Raw genomic sequence first — 19,765 nt, forward strand, 5'->3', positions numbered from 1 at the left:
CTCGGGCTGTCGAACGGGCCGCGTCCGGTGGCGGCGTACGCGAGGACCGAGCCGAGCGAGAAGACGTCGGCGGCCGGCGCCGTCATCCTCGCGGCCCTCGCCACCACGACGGTCGCCCTCACCGGCGACGACACCGACCCGGGCGCCCTGCCCCTCGGCTGGCAGGCCTGGCACAACAAGTCCAAGGACCCGAGCGTCGACAAGGACCCGATAGGCGCCGACGGCCCGTTCAACCGCTGCGCGGCCACCGGTCGCTCCCTCGTCTGCGCGGGCGACGACGTCATGGCGACCCGCTTCGCCCTCGCCGACGGCCGCAACACCTGGGCCCGGCCGATCGACGAGACCGCCGACGACAACGGCAGCAGCAACTCGGGCACGGTCATCGCCGCGCGCAGCGGCCGCGTGTACGTCTACGGCGCCGACGACCGGCCCGCCGGCGCGGACGGGTTCACCTCGTACCGCTACACGATCCAGGCACTCGACGCCGACACCGGCAAGGTCATCTGGAAGACGGTCACCGGCGAAGGCGACGAGGCCTCGGAACCGAACGCCGAACAGGGTGCCTCCATCGGCGTCCCGGAGGGCGTCATCACCGTCCACGGCGCGAAGGGCCAGCAGTACGCCCTGCTTGGCGCCGCCGACGGCAAGGTCCGCTGGAAGCGTCCGATACCCGACTCCGACACCAAGACGTGCCTGCTGCGCAGCGCCGCCCGCAACGCCTACCTGGTGTGCCAGACGTGGGGCGAGGAGGAGGGCGGCGCCACCGGCACGAGCATCTCGCAACTCGACCGGACCACCGGCCGCCCTCGCTGGACGGTGAGCGTCGACGGAGAGAAGGACGTCGTCGGTCAGGCCGACGGGCGCCTGGTGGTGCTCGACACGACCGGCGTCCGCCGCACGCTGACCCTGATCCACGCCACCTCGCACGTCATGACGACCGTACGGCTGTCCCAGCCCCAGCCCGAGGGCACCACCCCCACGCTCCTGGGCGACCGGCTCTACGTCACCTCGCCCAGCGGCGGCGTCCGCGCGGTCGCCCCGGACAGCGGACGCCAGCTCTGGGAGAGCAACTCCACCGTGGAGTCGCCGGGCATCCCCGTCGCCACCGCGTCCCACCTCTACCTGGCGTCCCCGAGCGGTCGCCTGGCGGCCCTGAACCTGCGCACCGGCACCGTGGAGGCCACCCTCCAGGGACGCGACGACGGCGGCACCGCCGACTTCCCCGGCGGCGGCGTCGGACCGCCCCCGACCCTCGCCGGCGACGCCCTCTACGTCCCGTACGGCGTCCGCTCCGTCTACACCGTGGACATCCGCACCCTGCACGACGACTGACCGGCCCCCCGGAAACGATCAGGGCCAGGTCGAGGAATCATCCTCTGACCTGGCCCTGAGCCGTATGGAGCGGGCGACGGGAATCGAACCCGCGTAGCTAGTTTGGAAGACTAGGGCTCTACCATTGAGCTACGCCCGCACAGGACGCGCCGCAGGTCAGGTGACCGCGGCACAGAAGGCATCGTAGCGGGTCGGCACCCCTCGCCGCACACCCCGTTATTGCGGCGGCCGCACCGTCCGCGGGCATGTACCCTACGTGTCGCACCAGCACGGGGTGTGGCGCAGCTTGGTAGCGCGTCCGCTTTGGGAGCGGAAGGCCGTGGGTTCAAATCCCGCCACCCCGACCACCGACCGGCCCGCACCGGTCATCCGCGCGGTCACCTCGCTTGATCGCCTTTGGGGCGTTGAGCGGCTGCGGTTACTATGCAAGCTGCGCGCCCGTGTGTCTCATCCACAGGAACCTCTGGACATCCCCGGACATCCTCTGGACGTCCTCCGGGCGACGAAATCCGCCGGACCAGTCTGGCCCCGGCAGAAACCAAGAAGTCAGCCCCCAAGGAGACCGAACCGTGAAGAGCGCCGTGGAGACCCTGAACCCGACTCGGGTTCGGCTCAGCATCGAGGTGCCCTTCGAGGAGCTCAAGGACAGCCTCGACGCGGCGTACAAGAAGATCAACCAGCAGGTCACGGTGAAGGGCTTCCGCAAGGGCAAGATCCCGGCCCGCGTCATCGACCAGCGGTTCGGCCGTGGCGCCGTGCTGGAGGAGGCCGTCAACGACGCGCTGCCGAAGTTCTACACCGAGGCGGTCAACGAGGCGGAGATCGACGTCCTGGGCCAGCCCGAGGTCGACATCACCGAGCTGAAGGACGGCGAGACGCTGAACTTCACCGCCGAGGTCGACGTCCGCCCGACCATCGAGATCCCGGACTACTCCGGCATCGAGGTCGAGGTCGACGCCGTCGAGGTCACCGACGAGGACATCGACAAGTCGGTCGAGCAGCTCCGCGAGCGCTTTGCCTCCACCTCCCCGGTCGAGCGTGCCGCCGAGGACGGCGACGTCGTCACGATCGACCTTCAGGCCAAGGTCGACGGCGAGGTCCTGGAGGACGGCGTCGCCGAGGGCGTCTCCTACACCATCGGCTCCGGTGAGCTGCTGGACGGCATCGACGACGCCGTGAAGGGCCTGGAGGCCGGTGGCGAGGCCACCTTCACCTCCGAGCTCAAGGGCGGCTCGGCGGCCGGCAAGGCGGCCGAGGTCACCGTCAAGGTCACCCAGGTCGCCGCGCGCGAACTGCCCGAGCTGGACGACGACTTCGCGCAGCTCGCCTCCGAGTTCGACACCCTCGAGGAGCTCAAGGCCGACAGCCGCAAGCGCCTGGAGAACATGAAGCAGTACGACCAGGCCACGCAGGCCCAGGAGCGCGTCCTGGAGAAGCTGCTGGAGCTCGTCGAGGTGCCCGTCCCCGAGAAGCTCCTCGAGGACGAGATCAACACCCGCAAGCACAACCTGGAGCACCACCAGCTCGGCCAGATGGGCCTCGACCTCGAGAAGTACCTCGAGATCCAGGGCAAGACGGCCGAGGAGTTCGACGCCGAGACCAAGGAAGCCGCGGTCAAGGGCATCAAGACGCAGTTCGTCCTCGACGAGCTCGTCAAGCAGGAGAAGCTGAACGTCAACCAGGAGGAGCTCACCGAGCACCTCATGCGCCGCGCCGCCTCCTCCGGCATGTCCCCCGACCAGTTCGCCCAGGCGGTCGTCGAGGGCGGCCAGGTTCCGCTCCTGGTCGGCGAGGTCGCCCGCGGCAAGGCCCTGGCCGTCGTGGTCGAGAAGGCCGTGGTCAAGGACACCAACGGCGAGCTCATCGACCTCGACGACGAGGACGAGGTCGAGCAGGCCACCGAGACGGTCGAGGCCGCCGAGGGCACCGCGGACGCCTCCGACGAGGAGAAGACCGAGGGCTGAGCCCACGGCGCCGCACAGCGCGCACGAAGGGCCCCGGGGAGCACAGTCCCCGGGGCCCTTCTGTCGTACGGCTGGACAGTGCCGCCAAGGGGCGCGGGGCTGTGTCGATGTGCGGCTCCGCCGCGTGGGCGCGAGCCACCACACACGACCCGCAGCCGCCCACTCTCCAGCGGAGCCACGGCGAGAAGTCCCGCCCACCCGGCGGAGCACATGCGCTCACAGCGAACACCCGCTGAACCGGGATTGCGGCACAGGGCCACCGCGTTAGGGTCCATGAGTATGAGGGCAGGGGAGTCCCCGTTGCCCACGCAGAAGACGTGCAGACGGCCCGGCGCCGTCGTAAGACGAGCAGGTGGATACGTGACGAATCTGATGCCTTCCGCCGCCGGCGAGCCCTCCATCGGCGGTGGCCTCGGCGACCATGTCTACAACCGGCTGCTCGGCGAGCGGATCATCTTCCTCGGCCAGCCGGTCGACGACGACATCGCCAACAAGATCACCGCGCAGTTGCTGCTCCTTGCCGCAGACCCGGACAAGGACATCTACATGTACATCAACAGCCCGGGCGGTTCGATCACGGCCGGCATGGCGATCTACGACACCATGCAGTACATCAAGAACGACGTGGTGACCATCGCCATGGGCCTCGCGGCCTCCATGGGCCAGTTCCTGCTCAGCGCGGGCACCCCCGGCAAGCGCTTCGCGCTGCCGAACGCCGAGATCCTGATCCACCAGCCCTCCGCGGGCCTGGCCGGCTCGGCCTCCGACATCAAGATCCACGCAGAGCGGCTGCTGCACACCAAGAAGCGCATGGCCGAGCTCACCTCGCAGCACACCGGCCAGTCGGTCGAGCAGATCACCCGTGACTCGGACCGTGACCGCTGGTTCGACGCCTTCGAGGCCAAGGAGTACGGCCTCATCGACGACGTCATCCCGACGGCCGCCGGGATGCCGGGCGGCGGCGGCACCGGGGCGGCCTGAAGGCCCCCCGCACATCCCCCAGCCGACCGCCTCAGCCCCTAGGAGACAGACAGTGAACGACTTCCCCGGCAGCGGCCTGTACGACCGCTCGCGCGCCGAGTACGCGGGCCCCGTGGCCGAGTCCCGGTACGTCATCCCGCGCTTCGTCGAGCGCACCTCGCAGGGCATCCGCGAGTACGACCCGTACGCGAAGCTCTTCGAGGAGCGCGTGATCTTCCTCGGCGTGCAGATCGACGACGCCTCCGCGAACGACGTCATGGCGCAGCTGCTGTGCCTGGAGTCGATGGACCCCGACCGGGACATCTCGGTCTACATCAACAGCCCGGGCGGTTCCTTCACCGCGCTCACGGCCATCTACGACACGATGCAGTTCGTGAAGCCGGACATCCAGACGGTCTGCATGGGCCAGGCCGCCTCCGCCGCCGCCGTCCTGCTCGCCGCCGGCACCCCCGGCAAGCGCATGGCGCTGCCCAACGCGCGCGTGCTGATCCACCAGCCGTACAGCGAGACCGGCCGCGGCCAGGTCTCCGACCTGGAGATCGCCGCCAACGAGATCCTCCGGATGCGCTCGCAGCTGGAGGAGATGCTGGCCAAGCACTCCACCACGCCGATCGAGAAGATCCGCGAGGACATCGAGCGCGACAAGATCCTCACGGCCGAGGACGCGCTGTCGTACGGGCTGATCGACCAGATCATCTCCACGCGGAAGATGAACAACGCCGACGTTCGCTGACGCGGACCCGGTATTGTCTGCTGCCCCTTGGCACGGTTTGGGACGGTGCACGTCAAAGTGAACCGCGCCAAGGGGGGCCCGAACGGGGGGCCAGGCAAGGTACCGTCGACATAAGGCAGCACCAGGAGCCGCTGGATTCGAAAACGTCCAGGCGTCTCCCAGGCGAAGGGGAAGCACACCGTGGCACGCATCGGTGACGGCGGCGATCTGCTCAAGTGCTCGTTCTGCGGCAAGAGCCAGAAGCAGGTCAAGAAGCTCATCGCAGGCCCTGGTGTGTACATCTGCGACGAGTGCATCGATCTCTGCAACGAGATCATCGAGGAAGAGCTCGCGGAGACCAGTGAGGTCCGCTGGGAGGAACTGCCCAAGCCGCGCGAGATCTACGAGTTCCTCGAGGGCTACGTGGTCGGCCAGGAAGCGGCCAAGAAGGCGCTCTCCGTCGCCGTCTACAACCACTACAAGCGCGTCCAGGCCGGCGAGAACGGCGGCGCCCAAGGCCGCGACGACGCCATCGAGTTGGCGAAGTCCAACATCCTGCTGCTGGGCCCCACGGGCTCCGGCAAGACGCTGCTCGCCCAGACGCTGGCGCGCATGCTGAACGTTCCGTTCGCCATCGCCGACGCCACCGCGCTGACGGAGGCCGGCTATGTCGGTGAGGACGTCGAGAACATCCTGCTGAAACTGATCCAGGCGGCCGACTACGACGTCAAGAAGGCCGAGACCGGGATCATCTACATCGACGAGATCGACAAGGTCGCCCGGAAGAGCGAAAACCCCTCGATCACCCGCGACGTGTCCGGCGAGGGTGTCCAGCAGGCGTTGCTCAAGATCCTCGAAGGCACCACGGCCTCGGTCCCGCCCCAGGGCGGCCGCAAGCACCCCCACCAGGAGTTCATCCAGATCGACACGACGAACGTCCTGTTCATCGTGGGCGGCGCGTTCGCCGGTCTGGAGAAGATCATCGAGTCCCGGGCCGGAGCCAAGGGCATCGGTTTCGGCGCGACGATCCGCTCCAAGCGCGAGCTGGAGGCCAAGGACCAGTTCGAGGACGTCATGCCCGAGGACCTGGTCAAGTTCGGCATGATCCCCGAGTTCATCGGCCGCCTCCCCGTCATCACGAGCGTCCACAACCTGGACCGCGAGGCCCTCCTCCAGATCCTCGTCGAGCCCCGCAACGCCCTGGTGAAGCAGTACCAGCGCCTCTTCGAACTCGACGGCGTGGAGCTGGACTTCGAGCGCGAGGCCCTGGAAGCCATCGCCGACCAGGCCATCCTCCGCCAGACCGGCGCCCGCGGCCTGCGCGCCATCATGGAGGAGGTGCTCCAGGGCGTGATGTACGAGATCCCGTCCCGCAAGGACGTGGCCCGCGTCGTCATCACGGCGGACGTCGTCCACTCGAACGTGAACCCGACGCTGATCCCGAGGGACGCGCGCGGGCGTGGTCCGGGCGAGCAGAAGACGGCGTAGCCGCCCGCAGCACAGACGTACAGCAGACGTAGAGAAGGGGCCCCGGTCGATCGCGACCGGGGCCCCTTCCGCGTGGAGCGTCCTACGGGTGTCAGGCCTTGACGCGGACCTCGGCGCGCACCTTCGTGGTGATGTCGATCGCCACGTCCTTGGAGACGCTTGCCGTGGCGTCACTCGGCGACACCAGCGCGATGGTGCTGTAGTCGGCCCAGGCGCAGAACCAGTTGGTCCTCTCCTGCTTGGTCATCAAGTCCTGGGCCTTGGTCGACTGGCACTTCATGACCGCGCCGTCGAGGTCGGCGGACTCGGGCTCGCCGATCAGCTCGGTCTTGGGGGCGCTGCTGCTTCCGGAGGAGGAATCCTCCTCGGCCTCCTTCTTGAAGGAGGCGAAGAACGCGTCCAGAGCCTTCTCCGGGTCGGCGATCTCGCCGTAGGCGCCCGCGTAGAAGATGCTCTTGGCCTTCGCCAACTCGCCCAGATCGGGCGTGGCGCTGTTCGGGTCGCTGGGGTCGTAACTCGAGAGGTCCGCGGTCGAGTAGATACCGGTCACGTCGGTGCCGTTCTTGACGCCGCTCTTCTCCAGCTCCGACGTCGCGTCGCCGCCGCTGGACCCACCGCCCTCGTCGCCCATCCGCGTGTAGTCGCTGAGCAGCTTCTGCGGAGTCGCCAGCTTGTGCGCGCCGTCGTCCTCCAGGCTGCCGCCCGCGCCGCCACGGCTGCCGCCGAGCGCGAAGTACGCCCCGACGCCGATCGCGGCCACGACCGCCACCGCGCCGATGATCAGGCCGGTCTTCTTGCCGCCGCCACCCGGCGCCGGCGGCTGCGGCATGCCGTACGGGGCCTGGCCGTACGGGGGCTGCTGCTGGCCGTACGGGTTCGGCTGCTGGGGCGGGACGCCCGGGGCCTGCTGAGGGTAGCCGTAACCGGGCTGGGGCTGGGGCGGAGGAGCCTGCTGGGGGTAGCCGTAGCCGGGCTGGGGCGCCTGCGGCTGCTGGCCGTACGGACCTGGCTGGCCGTACGGACCGGGCTGCTGGGGCTGCCCGCCGTACGGGCCCGGCTGGTTGTAGCTCATTTCTGGGTTCCCCTCCAGATGCTTATATGTTCACGACATCCTGGCGCAATCACAGCGCACGCATGGCATCGGGGTGCCCACCGTTACAGAACAAACGCGTTTCGGGACACGCCCGGGACACCCCTAAACTGAGCGGGTGACCGAGAACGCTCAGCAGCAGCCACCAGCGCCCGACACCGAACTGCCGACCCAGTACGCGCCGGCCGATGTAGAGGGGCCGCTGTACGAGCGCTGGGTAGAGCGCGGTTACTTCGAGGCGGACGAGAAGAGCGACAAGCCGCCGTACACCATCGTCATCCCGCCGCCGAACGTCACGGGCAGCCTGCACCTCGGGCACGCCTTCGAGCACACCCTCATCGACGCCCTCACGCGCCGTAAGCGCATGCAGGGTTACGAGACGCTGTGGCAGCCCGGCATGGACCACGCCGGTATCGCCACGCAGAACGTCGTCGAGCGCGAGCTCGGCAAGGAGGGCAAGTCCCGGCACGACCTGGGCCGCGAGGCGTTCGTCGAGCGTGTCTGGCAGTGGAAGGGCGAGTCCGGCGGGCAGATCAGCGGGCAGATGCGGCGCCTCGGCGACGGTGTCGCGTGGTCGCGTGAGCGCTTCACGATGGACGAGGGCCTGTCCCAGGCCGTCCAGACCATCTTCAAGCGGCTCTACGACGACGAGCTGATCTACCGCGCCGAGCGCATCATCAACTGGTGCCCACGCTGTCTGACGGCCATCTCGGACATCGAGGTCGAGTACCAGGACGACGACGGCGAGCTCGTCTCCATCCGGTACGGCGAGGGCGACGACGCCATCGTCGTGGCGACGACCCGTGCCGAGACGATGCTCGGCGACACCGCGGTCGCCGTCCACCCCGAGGACGAGCGCTACCGCCACCTCGTCGGACGCGAGATCGAGCTGCCGCTCACCGGCCGCCGTATCCCCGTCGTGGCCGACGAGCACGTCGACCCCGAGTTCGGCACGGGCGCCGTCAAGGTCACCCCGGCCCACGACCCGAACGACTTCGAGATCGGCCAGCGTCACGACCTGCCGTCCCTCGCAGTGATGGACGAGCACGCGGTCATCACCGCCCACGGCCCCTTCCAGGGCCTGGACCGGCTGGAGGCCCGCTCGGCGATCGTCGCCGCGCTGCGCGCCGAGGGCCGGATCGTCGCCGAGAAGCGGCCGTACGTCCACTCCGTCGGCCACTGCTCGCGCTGCAAGACCACCATCGAGCCGCGCCTGTCCATGCAGTGGTGGGTCAAGGTCGGTCCGCTCGCCAAGGCCGCCGGTGACGCGGTCCGCGACGGCAAGGTCAAGATCCACCCGCAGGAGATGGAGAAGCGGTACTTCGACTGGGTCGACAACCTCCACGACTGGTGTATTTCGCGGCAGTTGTGGTGGGGGCACCGGATTCCGGTCTGGTACGGCCCGAACGGCGAGGTCGTCTGCGTCGGCCTCGACGACGAGGTCCCCACCGGTGAGGGCTGGCGTCAGGACACCGACGTCCTCGACACCTGGTTCTCCTCCGGCCTGTGGCCCTTCTCGACCCTCGGCTGGCCCGAACAGACCGAGTCGCTCGCGAAGTTCTACCCGAACTCCGTCCTGGTCACCGGCTACGACATCCTCTTCTTCTGGGTCGCCCGGATGATGATGTTCGGCCTGTACGCGATGGACGGCACCCCGCCGTTCCACACGATCGCCCTGCACGGCATGGTCCGCGACCAGTTCGGCAAGAAGATGTCGAAGTCCTTCGGCAACGCGGTCAACCCGCTGGACTGGATGGACAAGTACGGCAGCGACGCGCTTCGCTTCACGCTCGCCCGTGGCGCCAACCCGGGCGTCGACGTCCCGATCGGCGAGGACTGGGTCCAGGGATCGCGCAACTTCGCCAACAAGATCTGGAACGCGACCCGCTTCGCGCTGATGAACGGTGCGACGGTCGACGGTCCGCTTCCGGACCCGTCGGCGATGTCGTCTACGGACCGCTGGATCCTCTCCCGCCTGAACTCGGTGGTCGCCGAGGTCGACGCGTTCTACGAGGACTACCAGTTCGCCAAGCTGTCCGACGCCCTCTTCCACTTCGCGTGGGACGAGGTCTTCGACTGGTACGTCGAGCTGTCCAAGACGACGTTCCAGGCGGGCGGCGAGGCGGCCGAGGTCTCCAAGCGCGTCCTCGGCGAGGTCCTCGACGTCACGCTGAAGCTGCTGCACCCGGTGGTCCCGTTCGTCACGGAGACCCTGTGGACCACCCTGACCGGCGGCGAGTCGATCGTGATCGCCGAGTGGCCGGCCGACAGCGGCTTCCGCGACAAGGGGGCGGAGCAGGAGATCGAGTCGCTCCAGTCCGTCATCACCGAGGTCCGCCGCTTCCGTGCCGACCAGGGCCTCCAGCCCGGCCAGCGCGTCCCGGCCCGCCTCACCCTGGACGGCACCGCCCTCGCCCCGCACGAGCCGGCCATCCGCCAGCTGCTGCGCCTCCAGCCGGAGGGCGAGAACTTCGCGGCCACGGCGACGCTGCCCGTCGCGGGCGCCGAGGTCGCGCTGGACCTCTCCGGCGTGATCGACGTCGCGGCCGAGCGCAAGCGCCTCGCGAAGGACCTGGCCGCCGCCGAGAAGGAAAAGGCCCAGGCCACGGCCAAGCTCGGCAACGAGGCCTTCCTGGCGAAGGCCCCGGACAACGTCGTGGAGAAGATCCGCGGCCGCCTCGCGAAGGCGGACGAGGACATCGCCCGCATCGCCGCCCAGCTGGACCGCCTGCCGGAGGCGTGAGTCGTTCTACGCGACTGAAGGCCCCCTGCGCTCCGTGGCGCCGGGGGCCTTTGCCTGGGCAGGGGCGCGGGGCTGTATCGATGTGCGGCTCCGCCGCGTGGGCGCGACCAGCCCCCACCGGCCCGTCAGCCGCCCCACAACTCACACCACCCCACACCCTGGGCGCACTGTCAGTCCCCGTCCGTAGACTGGCCCCGTGAGCGACCAGAACGAGCCCGACCCCCTCGACCCCTTCGACGAGATCATCGCTGAGGAGACCGACCGCGACCCCGACCTGGCGGTCATCGAGGCCGGCAGCCGAACCCTCCGCACCCAGGGCGGCAAGCCCCAGGCAGACGTGCCCGCACGCCCCGAGGACCCCGAGGTCGACAAGGCCCTGCGCGAGGTCGAGACGGAGCTCGCGACCCGCTGGGGCGAGACCAAGCTGGAGCCCTCCGTCAGCCGCATCTCCGCGCTCATGGACGTCCTCGGCGAACCGCAGCGGTCGTACCCCTCGATCCACATCACCGGCACCAACGGCAAGACGTCGACGGCCCGCATGATCGAGGCCCTCCTCGGCGCCTTCGAGCTCCGCACCGGTCGCTACACCTCGCCGCACGTCCAGTCGATCACCGAGCGGATCAGTCTCGACGGCGCCGCGATCTCCGCCGAGCGCTTCATCGAGACGTACCAGGACATCAAGCCGTACATCGAGATGGTCGACGCACAGCAGGAGTACCGGCTGTCGTTCTTCGAGGTGCTCACGGGCATGGCGTACGCCGCCTTCGCCGACGCGCCCGTCGACGTCGCCGTCGTGGAAGTGGGGATGGGCGGCTCCTGGGACGCCACGAACGTCATCGACGGTGACGTCGCCGTCGTGACGCCGATAGACCTCGACCACACCGACCGGCTCGGCGGCACGCCCGGTGAGATCGCCTCCGAGAAGGCCGGCATCATCAAGCAGGACGCCATCGTGATCATGGCCCAGCAGCCGGTGGACGCCGCGCAGGTGCTGCTGAAGAAGGCCGTGGAGGTCGACGCCACAGTGGCCCGTGAGGGCCTGGAGTTCGGGGTCGTGGCACGTCAGGTCGCCGTCGGCGGACAGCTGGTGACGCTGCGCGGACTCGGCGGCGAGTACCCCGAGGTGTATCTGCCGCTGCACGGCGCGCACCAGGCGCACAACGCCGCCGTGGCGCTCGCCGCCGTGGAGGCGTTCTTCGGCGTCGGTGCCGCCCGGGCCGAGTCGCTGGACATCGACACCGTCCGCAAGGCGTTCGCAGCGGTCGCCTCTCCGGGGCGGATGGAGGTCGTACGGCGGTCGCCGACCGTCGTGCTGGACGCGGCCCACAACCCGGCCGGCGCGCGGGTCACCGCCGAGGCGATCGGCGAGGCCTTCGACTTCAGCCGGCTGATCGGGGTCGTCGGCGCGAGCGGCGACAAGAACGTGCGGGGGCTGCTGGAGGCCTTCGAGCCGATCTTCGCCGAGATCGTCGTCACGCAGAACTCCTCGCACCGCGCCATGGACGCCGACGAACTGGCCGCCCTGGCCGTCGAGGTGTTCGGCGACGAGCGCGTGCAGGTCGAGCCGCGGCTGCCGGACGCCCTGGAGGCCGCGATCACGCTGGCCGAGGAGGAGGGCGAGTTCGCGGGCGGCGGTGTGCTGGTCACCGGGTCCGTCATCACGGTCGGCGAGGCCCGGCTGCTGCTGGGGAAGGGCTGAGTCCCAGATGCGTACGCTCTGTTCCTCGACGCTGATCGGCGAGTTCTTCGTCATCGGCTTCGCCGGTCTGGTCGCCATGAAGGACCCGGACCTGTCCATGTCGACGGTGTGGACGGTCAGTGGTATCGCCATGTTCCTGTGCGTGCTGCTGTGCGGCCTGGTGACCCGCCCCGGCGGTGTCGCTCTCGGCTGGGCGTTGCAGATCGCCCTGATCGCCTCCGGCTTCATCGTGTCGACGATGTTCATCCTGGGCGTGATCTTCGCGGCGCTGTGGTGGGCCTCGGTGCACTACGGGAGGAAGGTCGACGAGGCGAAGGCGAGATTCGCCGCGCAGAGCGACTCCTCTACACCTGACGCTGCGTAACAAGGGCCCGGACACGCCCTGTAACCTCATCCCACCGCACCACCGGCAGTCAGTAAGAAGGAGCCCTCCCGTGACCCAGCGCACCCTCGTCCTGCTCAAGCCCGACGCCGTCCGTCGCGGCCTGACCGGCGAGATCATCAGCCGTATCGAGCGCAAGGCCGGCTGGCAGATCACCGCGCTGGAGCTGCGCACCCTGGACCAGGACACGCTGGAGCAGCACTACGGCGAGCACAAGGGCAAGCCCTTCTACGAGCCGTTGGTGGAGTTCATGGCCTCCGGCCCGGTCGTCGCCCTGATCGTCGAGGGCGAGCGGGTCATCGAGGGGCTGCGCGCGCTGGCCGGTCCGACCGACCCGATCGCCGCCGCGCCGGGCTCCATCCGCGGTGACTTCGGTGTGATCGTCCGGGAGAACCTCATCCACGCCTCCGACTCCGAGGAGTCCGCCGAGCGCGAGGTGAAGATCTTCTTCCCGGGCCGTGCCTGAGCCCACTCACCCGGCCCGACCTGGGGCGGCCGAAGAAACCCGGCCGCCCGGCGGCATATGCGCGGCGATCGAGGGAACGAGTGCCCCCGATGGCCCGTCTCCACAAGCGGGGCGGCTCGCCATCTGCTGACAATGGCGAAGACCCTCCCGCAGTGTTCGCGAAAGCGCGTCTACGATAGAAGCCTTCACGTCACAGCACCCACTTCGCCGACCTGAAAAGCCATCAAAAGCTCCCAGGGAAGGCCAGACGAATCCTGATGGGGAACTCAATGTCGTTCATCGGCCGTGACATGGCTGTCGACCTCGGGACCGCCAACACGCTGGTGTACGTCAGGGGTCGCGGGATCGTACTCAATGAGCCGTCCGTCGTCGCGATCAACACCAACACCGGTGGCATCCTCGCGGTCGGCGCCGAAGCGAAGAAGATGATCGGGCGCACGCCCGGCAACATCGTTGCCGTGCGTCCGCTGAAGGACGGCGTCATCGCCGACTTCGAGATCACCGAGCGGATGCTCCGCTACTTCATCCTGAAGATCCACAAGCGGCGGTATCTGGCTCGTCCGCGGGTCGTCGTCTGTGTGCCCTCGGGCATCACCGGCGTCGAGCGCCGCGCCGTCATCGAGGCGTCGTCCCAGGCCGGCGCCCGCCAGGTGCACATCATCGAGGAGCCCATGGCCGCGGCCATCGGCTCCGGCCTGCCGGTCCACGAGGCCACGGGCAACATGGTGGTGGACATCGGCGGCGGCACCACGGAGGTCGCGGTCATCTCCCTCGGCGGCATCGTCACCGCCCAGTCCATCCGCGTCGCGGGCGACGAACTGGACAACGCGATCATCCAGCACATCAAGAAGGAGTACTCCCTTCTGCTGGGTGAGCGGACGGCCGAGCAGATCAAGATCACGATCGGTTCGGCGTACGACCTCGACGCTGACGAACACACCGAAATCCGCGGCCGGGACCTGGTCTCCGGACTGCCGAAGACCGTCGTCATCTCCGCGGCCGAAGTACGCAAGGCCATCGAGGAACCGGTCAACGCGATCGTGGACGCGGTGAAGACGACCCTCGACAAGTGCCCGCCGGAGCTGTCCGGCGACATCATGGACCGAGGAATCGTTCTGACCGGCGGCGGCGCCCTGCTGCGCGGCCTCGACGAGCGGCTGCGCCGGGAGACCGGCATGCCGATCCACATCGCCGAGGACCCGCTGGACAGCGTGGCGCTCGGCTCCGGCAAGTGCGTCGAGGAGTTCGAGGCGTTGCAGCAGGTGCTCGACGCCCAGCCGCGCAGATGACGTAACTCTTCGATTCCGCCGTACGGGATGATCTCCTCTCGTACGGCGGATCGTTGATATAGAGGCATAAGCTTCCCAAGAGCCGCCAAGCGCGTCATTCAAGCTCGCATACAAGCCCCGTACACAAATTCCGTATATGAACCCCTGGGGTTCCCCTGGGGTTTCCCGAACTCCTATGAGGAAGGGCACGGCCGCCGCACGTGAGGGACACACGAGAGAGCCGGCTGCTCCTGGTGCTGCTGATCGCCATCGCGTTCGCGCTGATCACGGTGGACATCCGCGGCGGTGAGGATTCCCCGGTCGACGGCGCGAGGTCCGCCGCGGCCACGGTCTTCGGCCCGATCGAGAACGGTGTGTCGGCGGCGGTCGACCCGGTCGGCAACGCGGTCGCCGCGATCCGTGACTCCGGCGAGCGCCACGACCGGCTCGCCGCGCTGGAGCAGGAGAACGCCGCTCTCAAGGCCAGGCTCGGCAGCGACGACCGCAACCGCAGCCGGCTGAGGCAGCTGGACAAGATGCTGAAGGTCGCGGGCGCCGGCCAGTACGGCATCAAGGGCGCCGAGGTCATCGCCATAGGAGCGGCCCAGGGCTTCTCCTGGACGATCACCATCGACGTCGGCGAGAACGACGGCATCCGGCGCGACATGACCGTCCTGAACGGGGACGGGCTCGTCGGACGGGTCACCACCGTCGGCCCGAACACCGCGACCGTGCTCCTCGCCAACGACCCCGACTTCACCGTCGGCACCCGTATGGAGGCCAGCGACGAACTCGGCTTCGCCTCCGGCCAGGGCGACCGCCCGCTGCGCGTCGAACTGCTCAACGGCAAGGCCGAGGTGAAGAAGGGCGACCGGCTCGTCACCTTCGGCTCCCAGGCCGACAAGCCCTTCGTGCCCGGCGTCCCCGTCGGTGTCGTCTCCCGCGTCGACCCCTCCGGCGGCGGCCTGACCCGCACCCTCTACGTCACGCCGTACGCCGCGTTCTCCAAACTCGACATCGTCGGCGTCGTCGTCCAGGCCCCCACCAAGGACCCGCGCGACACGGTGCTCCCCGACAAGCCCGAGCCGACCCCCACGCCGACCGTCACGGTCACCGTCACGCCGGGCGCCGACGGCACGGTCGACGGCCAGGACCAGCCCCAGGCGGACGGGCAGAACCAGCCCCAGGCGGACGGTCAGTACGAGCCGCGGGCCGACGGGCAGTATCAGCCTCCGGGCGACGGCCAGAACCAGTACGAGCAAGAAGAGCAGTAGGAGCTGAAGCCCGATGCGCGTCAACCGAATCCTGCTCTCCTCCGCACTGATCGTCGTCGCCCTGGTGATCCAGGTCAGCGTCCTGGCCCGGCTCCACCTCCCGGGCGCCGTCCCCGACCTGCTGCTCCTCACCGTCCTGGGCCTCGCCATGGTCTACGGCCATGTCGGCGGCGCCCTCGTCGGCTTCGGCGCCGGCCTGCTCGCCGACCTCGCCCCGCCCGCCGACCACGCCGCCGGCCGCTATGCGCTGGTGCTGTGTGTCATCGGTTATCTCGCCGGGCTCATCAAGCCCGACAACGGCCGGCTCAAGTCGGCCACCGGGCCGATGGTGGTCGTGGTCGTCGCCGCGATCGGCACGACCCTGCTGTACGCCGGGGTCGGTGCCCTCGTCGGGGACACCGCCGCCCGCCATGTCGGCCTCGGCAGCCTGCTGTTCACCGCCGCGCTGTACGACCTGCTGCTCGCCCCGTTCGTGGTCCCGGGGATCATGGCGCTGGCCCGGCGCGCGGAGAACGACCCGCTCGCCGACAGCAACTCCCAGACGAAGAAGGCCGACATCTCCACCGGCTGGCTCTCCGGCGGGACCGGGCTGCGCATCGGCGGCCAGCGCGGCGGGCTCAAGGGCGGCCTGAAGGTGAAGGCGGCGCGGGTGCGAACGGCACGCGCCGGGCGTATCAAGGGGGTCAAGCGGCTGTGAGGACAGCGGAGTTCAGGACGGTGGAATTCACCCGGGAGGGTGAGTCCGGGAGGAACCGGGCCGCGCAGGCCGGCCGTTCATCACTCGTACACACACAGTCGTATCCGCACTGGTACTCACACCGGTGCATGTACCGGTACTCGCACTGAGAGGGGGAGGCAGCCGCAGTGACCAACATCCCCGAGACCGGCCGGACGCCACGCGTCCAGATCCGGCTCATCGTCATCCAAGTCCTCGTCCTCTCCCTCCTCGGCACCCTCGGCGGCCGCCTGTGGTACCTCCAGATCCGCGAGGGCGACGCCTACGCCAAGGAGGCGTCCGGCAACCACGTCCAGCAGGTCGTCCAGCCCGCCGTGCGCGGCTCGATCCTGGACGCGCGCGGAGTGCCGCTCGCCGACAACGAGACACGGCTGGTGGTCTCCGCCTCCCGCACCGACCTGCTGAAGATGAAGGACGACGGTGAGGCCGTCCTCACCAAGCTGGCCGGCGTGCTGGGCATGACGCCCAAGGAGGTCCAGGAGAAGGTCCGGCTGTGTGACGCCAAGACCCCGCAGCCCTGCTGGAACGGCTCGCCGTACCAGCCGATCCCCATCACCGACGAGGCCACCCCCAAGCAGGCCCTGCAGATCCGCGAGCGCGCCGAGGACTTCCCCGGCATCACCGCCGAGCCACAGGCCCTGCGCCGCTACCCGAGCCCCGGCGAGTCCAACACCGCCCAGGTCCTCGGCTACCTCTCCCCGGTCACCGACACCGAGCTCCAGCAGGCACAGGACACCGACTCCCCGTACCTGCGCTCCGACCAGGTCGGCCGCTCCGGCCTTGAGCGGCAGTACGACAAGGTGCTGCGGGGCAAGGCGGGCGTCACCCGCTACGAGGTCGACAACCTCGGCCGGGTCATCGGCCAGGCCAAGGCGGACGCCGCCCAGCCCGGCTCCAACCTCGTCACCAGCATCGACGCCCGAGTGCAGCGGGTCGCCGAGTACGAGCTGAACGAGGCCATGAAGCAGGCCCGCAAGGAGTGGGACCGCAACACCAACGAGCCCTACAAGGCGGACTCGGGCGCGGTCGTCGTGATGGAGGCCAAGACCGGCCGCGTCGTCGCCATGGCGTCCAACCCGACATACGACCCGAACGCCTGGGTCGGCGGCATCTCCGCCAAGGACTACAAGACGCTGACCGGCAAGTCCTCCAACTACCCGCTGCTCAACCGGGCGATCCAGGGCCAGTCGGCCCCGGGCTCCATCTTCAAGGTCATCCCGACGGCCGCCGCGGTGAACGCGGGCTACTCCTTCGACGGCCCCTACCAGTGCTCCAGCTCCTACTCCATCGGCGGCCAGGTCTTCAAGAACTTCGAGTCCAAGGGGTACGGCCCGATCAGTCTCGGCCGCGCCCTCGAGGTGTCCTGCGACACCGTCTTCTACCGGCTCAGCCACGAGGAGTGGAAGCGGGACGGCGGCACCAAGCCGAAGAAGAACGCGGGCGACTGGTTCTACAAGACGGCCCACCAGTTCGGCCTCGGCGCCGAGACCGGCATCGACCTGCCCAACGAGGTCACCGGCCGTGTCCCGGACCGCCAGTGGAAGCAGGACTACTGGAAGGCCAACAAGGACGCCTGGTGCAAGTACGGCGACAAGGACGGCAGCTACGCCGAGAAGATCGCCTACGAGAACTGCCTCGAAGGCAACCGGCTGCGCGCCGGTGACTCCGTCAACTACTCCATCGGCCAGGGCGACACCCTCGTCACCCCCATCCAGATGGCCACCATCTACGCGGCCATCTCCAACGGCGGCACCCTCTACGACCCCACGGTCGGAAAGGCCGTCGTCAGCGCGGACGGCAAGACCGTCGAGGAGATCAAGCCCAGGTCGCACGGCAAGCTGCCGATAAGCAGGCAGACGCTGGCCGCGATGGACGACGCCCTCGCCGGCGTCGCCACCCGCGGTACCGCCGCATGGCGGTTCGCGCAGGTCGGCTGGCCGCAGGACAAGATCCCGATGCACGCCAAGACCGGTACCGCGGAGGTCTACGGCAAGCAGACGACCTCGTGGTTCGCGACCTACACCAAGGACTACTCGATCGTCATGACGATCTCCCAGGGTGGTACGGGTTCCGGCGCCTCGGGTCCGGCCGTGCGCAACATCTACGACGCGCTGTACGGCGTCTCCGACGACGGCACGATCAACAAGAAGAACGCGCTGCTGCCCACCCCCGCGAAGAGCCTGCCGAAGGTCCGCACGGACGGCACCATCACCTCGCCCAAGGTCTCCAAGGACCCGGCGAAGGACCAGCGGGCCAGCCAGGAGAGTGAGGCAGGGCCCGACGAGCCGCAGCTCGCCGGGACCGTGGCGCCGCCGACGAACGAGAACCGGGACACCCGGCGCAGGCGGCGCGGGAGCCGCCGGCGGGGAAGCCGGAGGATGCTCACATGACCGGCGCCAACAGTTTCCAGGTCTCCGGGTACGGGCCCGAACGGGCGGGCTGGACCCGTCTGTTCGCCCGTGACTCGCTCGCCCGTCGGCTGGACTGGCCGATACTGCTGTCGGCCATCGCGCTGTCGCTGATCGGCTCGGTCCTCGTCTTCTCGGCGACCCGCAACCGCACCGAACTCAACCAGGGCGACCAGTACTACTTCCTGATCCGGCACATCCTCAACACCGGTATCGGGTTCGCGCTGATGATCGGGACCGTGTGGCTGGGCCACCGCGCCCTGCGCACCGCCGTGCCGATCCTGTACGGCGTCTCGGTCTTCCTGATCCTGCTAGTGCTCACCCCGCTCGGCTCCACCATCAACGGCGCCCACTCCTGGATCAAGCTCCCCGGCGGCTTCTCGCTGCAGCCCTCGGAGTTCGTGAAGGTCACGATCATCCTGGGCATGGCGATGCTGCTGGCGACGAGAGTGGACGCGGGCGACAAGCAGTACCCCGACCATCGCACGGTGGTGCAGGCGCTGGGCCTGGCCGCGGTGCCGATGCTGATCGTGCTGCTCATGCCCGACCTCGGCTCGGTCATGGTGATGGTGGTGATCGTGCTGGGCGTGCTGCTCGCGTCCGGGTCCTCCAACCGCTGGGTCTTCGGGCTGATCGGCGCGGGCACCATGGGGGCGGTCGCGGTCTGGCAGCTGGGCGTCCTGGACGACTACCAGATCGCCCGCTTCGCTGCCTTCGCCAACCCCGAGCTCGACCCGGCGGGCGTCGGCTACAACACCAACCAGGCGCGTATCGCGATCGGTTCCGGCGGGCTCACGGGCTCGGGGCTGTTCCACGGCTCGCAGACCACCGGCCAGTTCGTGCCCGAGCAGCAGACCGACTTCGTCTTCACCGTGGCGGGGGAGGAGCTGGGCTTCGTCGGCGGCGGGCTGATCATCCTGTTCCTCGGCGTGATCCTCTGGCGGGCTTGCCGTATCGCCCGCGAGACGACCGAGCTCTACGGGACGATCGTCGCGGCGGGCATCGTGGCGTGGTTCGCCTTCCAGTCCTTCGAGAACATCGGAATGACCCTGGGCATCATGCCGGTGACCGGCCTGCCGCTGCCGTTCGTGTCCTACGGCGGGTCGTCGATGTTCGCGGTGTGGGTGGCGGTGGGGTTGCTGCAGTCGATTCGGGTGCAGCGGCCGATGTCGGCGTAGCCGCTGCGCTGGGCTTGAGCCGGGGGCGGGGCGTTGGCCGGGGT

At 69.0% G+C, this 19,765-nt stretch carries 15 protein-coding genes and 2 tRNA genes; 15 read left to right on the top strand and 2 right to left on the bottom strand.

Annotated features, from left to right (window positions below; genetic code table 11):
* Positions 1 to 282: 282 nt before the first annotated feature.
* Entirely contained in the window at positions 283 to 1,332 is a 1,050-nt protein-coding gene (locus tag L0P92_RS12205) for an outer membrane protein assembly factor BamB family protein (protein WP_372497244.1), read from the top strand.
* Positions 1,333 to 1,397: 65 nt separating this feature from the next.
* On the opposite strand, the gene L0P92_RS12210 is transcribed toward L0P92_RS12205, so the two are convergent.
* A tRNA-Gly gene (locus L0P92_RS12210) sits at positions 1,398 to 1,471 on the bottom strand.
* A 131-nt stretch (positions 1,472 to 1,602) separates the two neighbouring features.
* On the opposite strand from L0P92_RS12210, the gene L0P92_RS12215 reads away from it, so the two are divergent.
* The 5 genes from L0P92_RS12215 (at position 1,603) to clpX (ending at position 6,477) form a co-directional block, all read left to right on the top strand.
* A tRNA-Pro gene (locus L0P92_RS12215) sits at positions 1,603 to 1,679 on the top strand.
* Between the two features lie 222 nt (positions 1,680 to 1,901).
* Entirely contained in the window at positions 1,902 to 3,296 is a 1,395-nt protein-coding gene (tig, locus tag L0P92_RS12220) for a trigger factor (RefSeq protein WP_234762589.1), read from the top strand.
* Between the two features lie 372 nt (positions 3,297 to 3,668).
* Positions 3,669 to 4,277, top strand: a complete 609-nt coding sequence (locus L0P92_RS12225) for an ATP-dependent Clp protease proteolytic subunit (protein WP_234762617.1) — start codon at positions 3,669 to 3,671, stop codon at positions 4,275 to 4,277.
* Between the two features lie 52 nt (positions 4,278 to 4,329).
* Positions 4,330 to 5,010, top strand: a complete 681-nt coding sequence (locus tag L0P92_RS12230; protein WP_308289709.1) for an ATP-dependent Clp protease proteolytic subunit — start codon at positions 4,330 to 4,332, stop codon at positions 5,008 to 5,010.
* 180 nt (positions 5,011 to 5,190) lie between these two features.
* The gene (gene clpX / locus L0P92_RS12235) at positions 5,191 to 6,477 is read left to right on the top strand and encodes an ATP-dependent Clp protease ATP-binding subunit ClpX (protein ID WP_030052243.1); all 1,287 of its coding nucleotides are present in this window, start codon (positions 5,191 to 5,193) and stop codon (positions 6,475 to 6,477) included.
* Positions 6,478 to 6,568: 91 nt separating this feature from the next.
* Here clpX and L0P92_RS12240 read toward each other — a convergent pair whose 3' ends face one another.
* Positions 6,569 to 7,549 carry a hypothetical protein gene (locus tag L0P92_RS12240; RefSeq protein WP_234762590.1) on the bottom strand — a complete coding sequence of 327 codons (981 nt, stop codon included), beginning with the start codon at positions 7,547 to 7,549 and terminating at the stop codon, positions 6,569 to 6,571.
* 136 nt (positions 7,550 to 7,685) lie between these two features.
* On the opposite strand from L0P92_RS12240, the gene L0P92_RS12245 reads away from it, so the two are divergent.
* From L0P92_RS12245 to rodA, 9 genes are all read left to right on the top strand, one after another.
* A complete protein-coding gene (locus L0P92_RS12245; protein ID WP_234762591.1) occupies positions 7,686 to 10,310 on the top strand; it encodes a valine--tRNA ligase in 2,625 nt (874 codons plus the stop codon).
* A gap of 196 nt (positions 10,311 to 10,506) precedes the next feature.
* Complete coding sequence (folC, locus tag L0P92_RS12250; protein ID WP_234762592.1) at positions 10,507 to 12,009, top strand: bifunctional tetrahydrofolate synthase/dihydrofolate synthase; 1,503 nt, start codon at positions 10,507 to 10,509, stop codon at positions 12,007 to 12,009.
* Positions 12,010 to 12,016: 7 nt separating this feature from the next.
* Positions 12,017 to 12,373, top strand: a complete 357-nt coding sequence (locus L0P92_RS12255; RefSeq protein WP_234762593.1) for a DUF4233 domain-containing protein — start codon at positions 12,017 to 12,019, stop codon at positions 12,371 to 12,373.
* Between the two features lie 70 nt (positions 12,374 to 12,443).
* Positions 12,444 to 12,857 carry a nucleoside-diphosphate kinase gene (gene ndk / locus L0P92_RS12260; RefSeq protein WP_062720617.1) on the top strand — a complete coding sequence of 138 codons (414 nt, stop codon included), beginning with the start codon at positions 12,444 to 12,446 and terminating at the stop codon, positions 12,855 to 12,857.
* Positions 12,858 to 13,126: 269 nt separating this feature from the next.
* Positions 13,127 to 14,146 (top strand): rod shape-determining protein, encoded by a 1,020-nt coding sequence (locus L0P92_RS12265; RefSeq protein ID WP_004931372.1) that lies wholly within the window; start codon positions 13,127 to 13,129, stop codon positions 14,144 to 14,146.
* Positions 14,147 to 14,346: 200 nt separating this feature from the next.
* Entirely contained in the window at positions 14,347 to 15,399 is a 1,053-nt protein-coding gene (gene mreC / locus L0P92_RS12270) for a rod shape-determining protein MreC (protein ID WP_234762594.1), read from the top strand.
* Between the two features lie 13 nt (positions 15,400 to 15,412).
* On the top strand, positions 15,413 to 16,096 hold the full coding sequence (gene mreD, locus L0P92_RS12275; protein WP_217206321.1) for a rod shape-determining protein MreD: 684 nt from the start codon (positions 15,413 to 15,415) through the stop codon (positions 16,094 to 16,096).
* A gap of 167 nt (positions 16,097 to 16,263) precedes the next feature.
* Complete coding sequence (mrdA, locus tag L0P92_RS12280; protein ID WP_234762595.1) at positions 16,264 to 18,525, top strand: penicillin-binding protein 2; 2,262 nt, start codon at positions 16,264 to 16,266, stop codon at positions 18,523 to 18,525.
* On the top strand, positions 18,522 to 19,721 hold the full coding sequence (gene rodA, locus L0P92_RS12285; protein ID WP_234762596.1) for a rod shape-determining protein RodA: 1,200 nt from the start codon (positions 18,522 to 18,524) through the stop codon (positions 19,719 to 19,721). The genes mrdA and rodA overlap by 4 nt, the downstream gene beginning before the upstream one ends.
* The last annotated feature ends 44 nt before the right edge of the window (positions 19,722 to 19,765 follow it).

Origin of the sequence: Streptomyces muensis, from assembly GCF_021474425.1 — a bacterium.
Taxonomy (GTDB): Bacteria; Actinomycetota; Actinomycetes; order Streptomycetales; family Streptomycetaceae; genus Streptomyces; species Streptomyces muensis.

What these genes read in the sequence shown, in the direction of transcription:
- L0P92_RS12205 (WP_372497244.1), top strand. Translation starts at nt 283, where the DNA reads ATGGCGACCCGCTTCGCCCTCGCCGACGGCCGCAACACCTGGGCCCGG.
- L0P92_RS12225 (WP_234762617.1), top strand. Translation starts at nt 3,669, where the DNA reads ATGCCTTCCGCCGCCGGCGAGCCCTCCATCGGCGGTGGCCTCGGCGAC.
- L0P92_RS12240 (WP_234762590.1), bottom strand. Translation starts at nt 7,549, where the DNA reads ATGAGCTACAACCAGCCGGGCCCGTACGGCGGGCAGCCCCAGCAGCCC.
- L0P92_RS12255 (WP_234762593.1), top strand. Translation starts at nt 12,017, where the DNA reads ATGCGTACGCTCTGTTCCTCGACGCTGATCGGCGAGTTCTTCGTCATC.
- L0P92_RS12265 (WP_004931372.1), top strand. Translation starts at nt 13,127, where the DNA reads ATGTCGTTCATCGGCCGTGACATGGCTGTCGACCTCGGGACCGCCAAC.
- mreD (WP_217206321.1), top strand. Translation starts at nt 15,413, where the DNA reads ATGCGCGTCAACCGAATCCTGCTCTCCTCCGCACTGATCGTCGTCGCC.
- rodA (WP_234762596.1), top strand. Translation starts at nt 18,522, where the DNA reads ATGACCGGCGCCAACAGTTTCCAGGTCTCCGGGTACGGGCCCGAACGG.